7 protein-coding genes are annotated in these 9302 nt (G+C 46.4%); 6 read left to right on the forward strand and 1 reads right to left on the reverse strand.

Going from position 1 to position 9302, the window contains the following annotated elements; all coding sequences use genetic code 11:
* The 4 genes from yaaA to gyrB all read left to right on the forward strand — a co-directional run bounded on the left by yaaA (nt 1) and on the right by gyrB (nt 3705).
* Nucleotides 1-216: a S4 domain-containing protein YaaA gene (gene yaaA, locus C170_RS16945; protein WP_036611994.1), complete on the forward strand. Its 216-nt coding sequence runs from the start codon at nt 1-3 to the stop codon at nt 214-216.
* 57 nt (nt 217-273) lie between these two features.
* Nucleotides 274-1386 carry a DNA replication/repair protein RecF gene (gene recF / locus C170_RS16950; protein ID WP_017691406.1) on the forward strand — a complete coding sequence of 371 codons (1113 nt, stop codon included), beginning with the start codon at nt 274-276 and terminating at the stop codon, nt 1384-1386.
* A gap of 14 nt (nt 1387-1400) precedes the next feature.
* Nucleotides 1401-1649: an extracellular matrix regulator RemB gene (gene remB, locus C170_RS16955; RefSeq protein WP_017691405.1), complete on the forward strand. Its 249-nt coding sequence runs from the start codon at nt 1401-1403 to the stop codon at nt 1647-1649.
* A gap of 145 nt (nt 1650-1794) precedes the next feature.
* Entirely contained in the window at nt 1795-3705 is a 1911-nt protein-coding gene (gyrB, locus tag C170_RS16960) for a DNA topoisomerase (ATP-hydrolyzing) subunit B (protein WP_036611997.1), read from the forward strand.
* Between the two features lie 93 nt (nt 3706-3798).
* Here the strand turns inward: gyrB and C170_RS16965 are convergent, their stop codons facing one another.
* Nucleotides 3799-4746, reverse strand: coding sequence for a YheC/YheD family protein (locus C170_RS16965; RefSeq protein ID WP_036612000.1), 948 nt, complete (start codon nt 4744-4746; stop codon nt 3799-3801).
* A 427-nt stretch (nt 4747-5173) separates the two neighbouring features.
* On the opposite strand from C170_RS16965, the gene gyrA reads away from it, so the two are divergent.
* Nucleotides 5174-7738 (forward strand): DNA gyrase subunit A, encoded by a 2565-nt coding sequence (gyrA, locus tag C170_RS16970; protein ID WP_036612002.1) that lies wholly within the window; start codon nt 5174-5176, stop codon nt 7736-7738.
* Nucleotides 7739-7960: 222 nt separating this feature from the next.
* Complete coding sequence (locus tag C170_RS16975) at nt 7961-9079, forward strand: HD-GYP domain-containing protein (protein WP_036612005.1); 1119 nt, start codon at nt 7961-7963, stop codon at nt 9077-9079.
* The last annotated feature ends 223 nt before the right edge of the window (nt 9080-9302 follow it).

Consider the following 9302-nt stretch of genomic DNA (forward strand, 5'->3'; position numbering starts at 1 on the left):
GTGAACCAAGTTACGATTCGTACGGAATATATTAAGCTTGATCAATTTTTGAAATTGGCTGATTGCATCCCAACTGGAGGTATGGCCAAAGCTCTGCTTCAGGAAGGACTTGTACGTGTGAATAAAGAGCCTGAGGAACGCCGGGGACGTAAGTTATACCCTGGGGATATCGTTGAAGTGGACGGAGAAGGCACATTCGAAGTTGCTGCAGAATAAGAAGACCAGTTCGATCCTGCTGCCTCCTGACGGACGGGATAAAAGGGAGGTTACCGCGTGTTTGTGAACAGCATTGATCTGCAGAATTTCCGCAATTATGAACATCTGAGACTGGATTCTTTTGGTCCCGTAAACTTGTTGATCGGGCAAAATGCCCAAGGCAAGACCAATCTTGCAGAGGCGATTTTTGTACTTGCACTCACCAAGAGCCACCGTACATCCCGTGATAAGGAGTTAATCCGTTTCGGTGAGGAACGTGCCAGACTTGCAGCAGAGGTCGACAAAAAGTACGGATCGGTCAAGCTTGAACTATCTTTGTCGCAACAAGGCAAAAAAGCAAAGATTAACGGCCTGGAGCAGCGCAAGTTAAGTGATTTTGTCGGAGCGCTCAATGTGGTGATGTTTGCACCGGAGGATCTGGAGATTGTAAAAGGCACACCGGGGGTCCGCCGCCGGTTTCTTGACATGGAGATTGGACAGGTTGCACCTGGCTACCTGTACCACCTGCAGCAATACCAAAAAGTGCTCGTCCAACGAAATAATTTGCTTAAGCAGTTATGGGGAAAAGGGGCATCGGCCCAGACCATGCTTGAGGTGTGGAATGAACAACTGGTCGAGCATGGTGTTAAAATCGTCAAAAAAAGGAAACAATTCATAAAGAAACTGCAAAAGTGGGCAGAAACGATTCATCAGGGGATCACCGGAGGCGGAGAAGTCTTGCGGCTGGCCTACCTTCCTTCCTTCAGCGAAGCCGCTGAGGAAGATGAAGCTGTCTTAATGGACCAATTTATGATAAAATTATCACAAATGAAAGAGCAGGAGATTCGCCGAGGCACAACCCTTAGTGGGCCGCATCGGGATGACCTGTCCTTTTTCATTAACGATCGGGAAGTACAAACATATGGCTCGCAGGGGCAGCAGCGCACAACGGCGTTGTCCCTTAAACTTGCGGAAATTGAACTGATTCATGAAGAAATCGGAGAATATCCAGTTCTGTTGCTGGATGATGTTCTGTCCGAGCTGGACCCTTTTCGCCAGACGCAGCTGATCGAAACGTTCCAGAGCAAGGTGCAAACCTTTATTACGGCTACGGGGATCGAGAGCCTGAACGTTGACAAGCTCAAAGATGCCAGTATTTATCACGTTCATGCCGGACAGGTTGAACGCTAAGGAGTGAGGGGCTTATGTACATTCATCTGGGCGGTGAGAAGATCATCCGTTCTTCCGAATTGGTCGCTATTTTTGATATATCGATTGAAAAATCCTCAAAGATCTCCAAGCAGTATGTCACGCATGCCGAGCAGGAAAAAACAGTGGAACACATCGGCGAAGAGGAAGCCAAGTCCATTGTGGTGACCAAAAACATTGTGTACTACTCGCCTATTTCCTCAGCCACGCTGAAAAAGCGGGCTCACATTTTTCCGGATCTCTAGCGTTGTGTGGCATAAAAGATGTCTCTTTTGCTGCTTGTCTTTAAATTTGAATAGCTGCTGAAATGAAGGACGTTGCCTATTTCAGCAAACAATTATTAGTTAACGCATATTTACGATATTGAATCTATAGAAGTAGGTGAAAGGCATGTCTATGAATCAACCGTCATATGATGCGAATGAAATTCAGGTCCTTGAAGGATTGGAAGCCGTACGGAAGCGTCCGGGCATGTATATCGGTTCCACCAGTTCCAAGGGCCTGCATCATCTGGTCTGGGAAGTAGTGGACAACAGTATTGACGAAGCGCTTGCAGGTTACTGCGACCACATTGAGGTTAGTATCCATGAAGACAATAGCGTGACTGTAGTCGATAACGGACGGGGTATTCCTGTCGGCGAACATACCAAAATGAAACGTCCTGCACTTGAGGTAGTTATGACTGTCCTCCATGCAGGGGGAAAATTTGGCGGCGGCGGATATAAAGTATCCGGTGGTTTGCATGGTGTTGGTGTGTCCGTTGTGAATGCACTCTCTGAAAAAGTGGTTGTAACGGTTAAACGTGAGGGACATATCTATCAACAGGAATATCGCCGTGGAGCTCCACAGTATGACCTGAAAGTGATCGGTACAACCGACGAAACAGGAACAACGGTTAGATTCCATCCAGATCCTGAAATTTTCACGGAAACAAGAGTGTTCGAATATGACATCTTGCTTGCCCGGATTCGTGAGCTGGCATTCCTGAACAAGGGCATCGGTCTTACATTGACGGATGAGCGTACAGGTGCAACCAACTCGTTCATGTACGAAGGCGGCATTATCGAATACGTCTCCTACCTGAACCAGAAGCGCGAAGTCCTGCATGAGAATCCAATTTACGTCGAAGGTTCCAGAGATAACATCCAGGTGGAAGTTGCCCTGCAATACAATGACAACTACACCGAGAATATCTATTCCTTCGCGAACAATATCAACACGCATGAGGGCGGAACGCATGAATCAGGTTTCAAGAGTGCCCTTACGCGGATTATCAATGACTACGCCCGTAAGGCGGGGGTAATCAAGGACAGCACGGGGAACCTTTCCGGGGATGACGTGCGTGAAGGTTTGACGGCCATTATTTCGGTCAAGATTCCGGAACCGCAATTTGAAGGACAGACAAAGACCAAGCTGGGCAACAGCGAAGTGCGTGGGATTGTCGAATCCTTGTTTGCCGAGAAACTTCAGGAGTTCCTGGAAGAGAATCCTTCCGTATCCCGTCGCATTTTGGAAAAAGGTCTGCAAGCAGCACGTGCGCGTGAAGCTGCCCGTAAAGCCCGTGAACTGACACGTCGTAAAGGTGCACTCGAAGTGAGCTCACTTCCAGGTAAACTGGCAGACTGTTCATCCAAGGATGCTTCAATCAGCGAATTGTACATCGTCGAAGGTGACTCTGCAGGCGGATCAGCAAAGCAAGGTCGGGATCGTCATTTCCAAGCGATTTTGCCACTGCGTGGTAAGATTTTGAACGTGGAAAAAGCTCGTCTCGACCGAATATTGGGTAATGCGGAGATTAGAGCAATTATTACGGCAATGGGTACGGGTATTGGTGATGACTTCGATATTGCCAAAGCACGCTATCACAAAATCATTTTGATGACCGATGCCGACGTTGATGGTGCTCATATCCGAACACTATTGCTGACATTCCTGTATCGGTACATGCGTAAAATCATTGAGGCAGGTTATGTATATATTGCACAACCGCCATTGTTCAAGATTGAGCGTAACAAAGTGATTCGTTATGCCGGTTCCGAGAGAGAGCGCGATGAAATTATTGCAACGCTCGGCGAAAATGCGAAATTCAACGTTCAGCGTTACAAAGGTCTTGGCGAGATGAATGCCGGACAATTGTGGGAAACGACGATGGATCCGGAGAGCCGGACCATGATGCAAGTATCGATTAATGATGCCATACTTGCTGATACCATGTTTGACACCCTGATGGGGGATAACGTTGAACCGCGTCGTGACTTTATCCAGGAAAATGCAAAATACGTGAAAAACCTCGACATTTAACATATTCGAAGAGGCGCCTGAGAGGGCGCCTTTTTTATATTAGGGAAGGTATGGAACAGGGAAGGCGTATACTTAGATCTCCATATCCCTTTGTTATCTGCGTATACGTTTTTTGGCAGATGAAGCCTGTGCTTTAGGGGATGGACGGGAGCTCTTACCCTTTTTGGAGGGCAAACGACCGTACGCAATCGCATAACGTTTGATCTTCCGGTACGCCTCCTTGTCCGGTAATAAGCCAAAGGCGTAAATGCCTGGAAGTGTGTTGACTTCAAGAATCCAGGGACGCCCTGCTTCGTCTAGCGCAATATCAATACCAATCTCTTTGAGTCTTGGAAATGATGTTTGCAATTGCACAGCGGTATGAATACCTAAGCGGTACAGCTCAGTGCGAAGTTTTTTGAAGCCATCCTGGTGAAGATGGGGGAGTACGAGTTCTTCAAACGTGGCCAATCGCCCACCGCCATGAATGTTGGTGATGATTTTACCAGGGGCAGCAACACGTCCCAGAACACCTGTTGTTTCCCAGTTGTGTTGCAGATTTTTCTGAGTTAACACACGCAAGTCAAAAGGCAAATCTTCATGCTTCATCAGCGATATTCCCTGTTGAATGATATAATCACGTTCCTGAATGCGATCATTCAGTGCTCGTTCGAGTTCGTCCAGAGAATGAAATGATCTCTCCTCTGTACCGTATTGGAGATGATATGTTGTTGTGAGATAGGTAGCTCTGGAGATAATAGCACTTGCTTCGGGTTCATCAGGCAGGTTTCGATCATTGGTTTCTTCCGAAACCTCTGCATCTGTGGTGGAATCTTCGGAATTAACAACAGGTTCGTATAAACGGGTTGTTCTCACCCGCATAACGCCATTACCGTAAGTGCCACGGTCCGGTTTGATATAGTTGGACTCAAATAATTCAGTCATTCGTTCCAGAGTTTGACGGCTATATTTTCGGGTCACTGGGATATATTCATTCACAATGCGACTGCGTTGTAACACGGCTGTTTTGGCCCATTTGCTGGAGACGCGTTGGATACCCAAGATTCATCAGTCCTTTCATGTTTTGTTCAGTTCTAAAGAGGGACCAGACACGGAGAAATCAAGGGACAAGAGACGATTTCAGTGGTATAATAGAGAAATATGGCGTTTTGTGCGATGAGCTGCACAATTTGCAGTTTGATCGTAGGACGGGAATGGCTTTAGCCTCGGTAGGCACAGTACATATGCCGTTTTTCTAGCATTGTATGTGCAATTGGGGAGGAAGGCAGGGCGTATCCCTAGACACGCAGAAGTTCCCGGAAGAAAGGCTATTGCCCAGCGGACGTTTAATTGTGTAACTTTTGTGAAAGTAATATAATAAAGAGTAGCGTTCTTGCGCGGTTTTAGCCTTGTTAGGCTTTTCACATATAATCAACTTTTTTGCATGACGGAATGGAACGTTTGTTGAAGGACAAGAAGGAGGTCCAGCATGGCGGAAGAAATGAACTCTCAGATTACAGATCGGGATATAGGCGTCGAGATGCGTGAATCGTTTATGGATTATGCGATGAGCATCATCGTTAGCCGTGCCTTACCTGACGTGCGTGATGGATTGAAGCCGGTTCACCGGCGTATTCTGTACGCGATGTCAGAGCTTGGCATGACACCCGATAAACCACATAAAAAATCAGCCAGAATCGTCGGCGAAGTTATCGGTAAGTATCACCCACACGGTGACTCTGCTGTTTACGAGACGATGGTACGGATGGCACAGGATTTCTCCCTGCGTTATATGCATGTAGATGGACATGGTAACTTTGGATCGGTCGATGGTGATATGGCAGCAGCCATGCGTTATACCGAAGCACGTTTGTCCAAGATTGCTATGGAAATGCTCAGAGATATCAACAAGGATACGATTGATTTCCAACCAAACTATGACGGTGAAGAACATGAGCCAATCGTTCTGCCTGCTCGTTTTCCTAACTTGCTTGTCAATGGGGTCGGCGGGATCGCGGTAGGTATGGCTACCAATATTCCTCCTCATAACCTGGGTGAGGTCATTGATGGTGTACAGGCCATGATTCAAAATCCGGACATTACATCCATGGAACTCATGGATTACATTCAAGGACCAGACTTCCCTACGTCCGGCTACATTTTGGGCCGCTCAGGCATCCGCCAGGCGTATCAGACCGGACGTGGTTCAGTAACGATGCGGGCTAAAACCAACATCGAAGAGAACAACAACAAGGCGCGAATTATCGTTACAGAGTTGCCTTATCAGGTAAACAAGGCGAGACTCGTTGAGAAAATCGCCGAGTTGGTACGTGATAAAAAGATTGATGGTATTACTGACCTTCGTGATGAGTCTGACCGTAATGGTATGCGGGTTGTAATTGAGCTTCGCAGAGACGTGAATCCGGGGGTTGTCCTGAACAACCTGTACAAACATACATCGATGCAATCCACTTTCGGGATTAACATGCTTGCGATTGTTAATAAAGAACCTAAAATCCTGAACTTGCGCGAAGTGTTGTATCACTACCTGCAGCATCAGATTGAGGTTATTCGCAGACGTACGCAGTTTGAACTGAAAAAGGCTGAAGCTCGTGCACACATTCTGGAAGGTTTACGTATTGCGCTGGATCATATCGACGAGATTATTACGTTGATTCGTTCATCCAGTAATGCGGATGCAGCAAGGGAAGGTTTGATTGAGCGCTTCTCACTCAGTCATGATCAGGCTCAAGCTATTCTCGATATGCGTTTGCAACGACTCACAGGTCTGGAACGCGAACGTATTGAAAATGAATATAACGAACTTATGGTCAAAATCAGAGAGTATCGCGAAATTCTGGCCAATGAGCATCTGGTGCTTGAGATTATCAGTACGGAGCTGCAAGAGATCCGCGACCGCTTCAGCGATGATCGTCGTACGGAGATCACTGTAGGTGAAGAGAGTATTCTGGATGAGGACCTGATTCCACGTGAAGAGGTTATCATTACGATTACTCATACAGGCTACGTGAAACGTCTGCCGGTATCCACATACCGCAGCCAGAAACGTGGTGGACGTGGAGTCGTGGGTATGGATACGAAAGATACTGACTTTGTCGAGCATCTGTTTGTGACCAACTCCCACAATTACCTCATGTTCTTCACTGACAAAGGTAAAGTGTACCGTCTCAAAGCTTACGAGATTCCAGAGCTTGGACGTACCGCTCGGGGAACGCCGATTATCAACCTGATCCAGATCGAGCAGGGCGAATCGGTCAATGCCGTAATTCCGGTCCAGGAATTCGAAAGTGACAGATATTTGTTCTTTGCTACCCGCCAAGGGGTTGTGAAGAAGACGCCACTTGAGGATTACACCAATATCCGCAAAGGCGGCTTGATCGGTATTTCCTTACGTGATGATGACGTTCTGATCGATGTTAAGCTGACCGATGGATTGCAAGAGATCATCATGGGTACAGCTCACGGAATGTCTATTCGATTCTCGGAAGGTAATGTACGTTCCATGGGACGTAGCGCAACCGGGGTCAAAGGGATTACATTGGATGAACAGGATGCTGTTATCGGCATGGATGTAGTTGATAAAGAGCTTGATGTTCTGATCGTTACAGCCAAAGGTTACGGTAAACGTACACCTGTCAGTGATTATCGGATGCAGACTCGTGGCGGTAAAGGGATCAAGACTATTAATGTCACAGAGAAGAACGGCTCAGTAGTCAGCCTCAAAATGGTTAAAACCGAAGAGGATCTGATGATTATCACGTCCAGCGGTACGTTGATCCGGATGAGCATGGAAGGCATATCCACTATGGGTCGATACACGCAGGGTGTGAAGCTGATTCATATTCGTGACGAGGATTCAGTAGCTACAGTCAGCCGAATTGACAAAAATGAAGAGGAACCAGACGATGAGTCGCTTGAAGGCTTGGAAGGCGAGGAGTCCCAAGCTCCGGAAGTAAGCTTGGAAGAAGGCACCGTTTCTGACGCTGAGGTTAATGAAGTTGAGGGCGACGACGATTCCGGTTCGGAAGCATAAAATAGAATTTTATAAAGACTGATCTCTTTGAGATTGGAAGAAGATTGCGAGGGCTCCCACCGGGAGCCCTTTTGTTTGTATAAAGGAATCTCTTCTTTTATTCTTCCGAATCTGGGATGTACAGCCTGATTCCTGAGTAATATAATGGGAAATATCATGAAAAACCGGGACTATGGTCTTGTTTGTATTAACATAGAAGAACGATGAGTGAGGGGAATACACATGGGATTAATCACCCTGTCAGAAGTCAAACCAGGACTCAAACTTGGGAGTGATGTGCAAACACTTCGCGGCAACGTTCTGCTTCAGAAGGGAAAAGTCATTTTACCCAAGGATATGGAAGTGCTCAGAGCCTTTATGATTCAACAGGTAGATATTGAACAAGAAAGAATGGCGTCGAGTAGTACAGGAACCAAAGGTGCATCTGTGTCCGCAGGAAGTTCTGCCAATGATAACAATGGTGAACCGGCAGGGAAGACAGGGAACGTCACCACAGCTCCTGTAGTAACGTCTTTGCAGGATGAGTATGAGAAGATGGTTGGTCTAACCAAAAATGCTTTCCTGTCCTCTCTGGCGGCTGAATTACCGGTCTATGAGTTACGTACACAGTTGGAGGCTGTGTTTGCACATCTCAAACAATATAATGTGCTTACCTTCAGTCCACGAGTAATGCAAGAACATGATTATGTATATCACCATGCCGTACTGAGTGCGATCACATCCTATCAACTGGCTCAATGGATCGATCTCCCCTCCAAGGATTGGATGCAAGTGGCTTTTGCAGGCTTGTTCCATGATATTGGTAACAACAAGGTAGATCCGCAGATACTCCATAAACCATCCACGTTGACGGCTACAGAGCAGGAAGAGATTCGTCAGCATACGAAATATGGTTATCAGATCCTTAAACAGGCAAAGGCCATTAATGAGGGAGCCAGACTTGCAGCTTTACAGCATCATGAAAAAGTGGATGGTTCAGGCTACCCGTTGCAGCTTAGTGGGACGCAGATTCATATTTATGCCAAGATTGTAGCTATCGCTGATATTTTCCACGCCATGACGCTGGAGAAGATCTACCGCAAGGCACAATCACCATACCTAGTCCTAGAACAGATCCAAAGTGAGGCATTTGGGAAATTGGATCCTGCAATCGTAAGTGTATTTGTTCAACGGTCGACCCAGATCCATAATGGCATCCGAGTGAAACTCAGCAATAACCAGATTGGAGAGATCGTATTCTCTGATCGAGATCATCCTACACGGCCTATGGTGTCAGTAGAAGGAACCATCATTAACCTGATGCAGCAACGGCAGCTTCACATCCAAGAGGTTATCGGATAACAATAGATATTAAAGTAACTTGATGAGAGGGCCTTTCTTTTATAGAGAGGCTTTTTACGTGAGATAAATGTGGAAGTGTAGAAAAAACAGAAAGATTGTAGAGTTATATATAATTACTCAAAAAAAGACTTGCATTCAAAATCTCTACATGGTATATTCTAATTCCGGCCAAGAAAACACGGTTTACACGGTGCGGCAAGCAAATGAAATAAGCTTCGAAAGA

The sequence above is a fragment of the Paenibacillus sp. FSL H7-689 genome (assembly GCF_000517905.1).
GTDB lineage: Bacteria > Bacillota > Bacilli > Paenibacillales > Paenibacillaceae > Paenibacillus > Paenibacillus amylolyticus.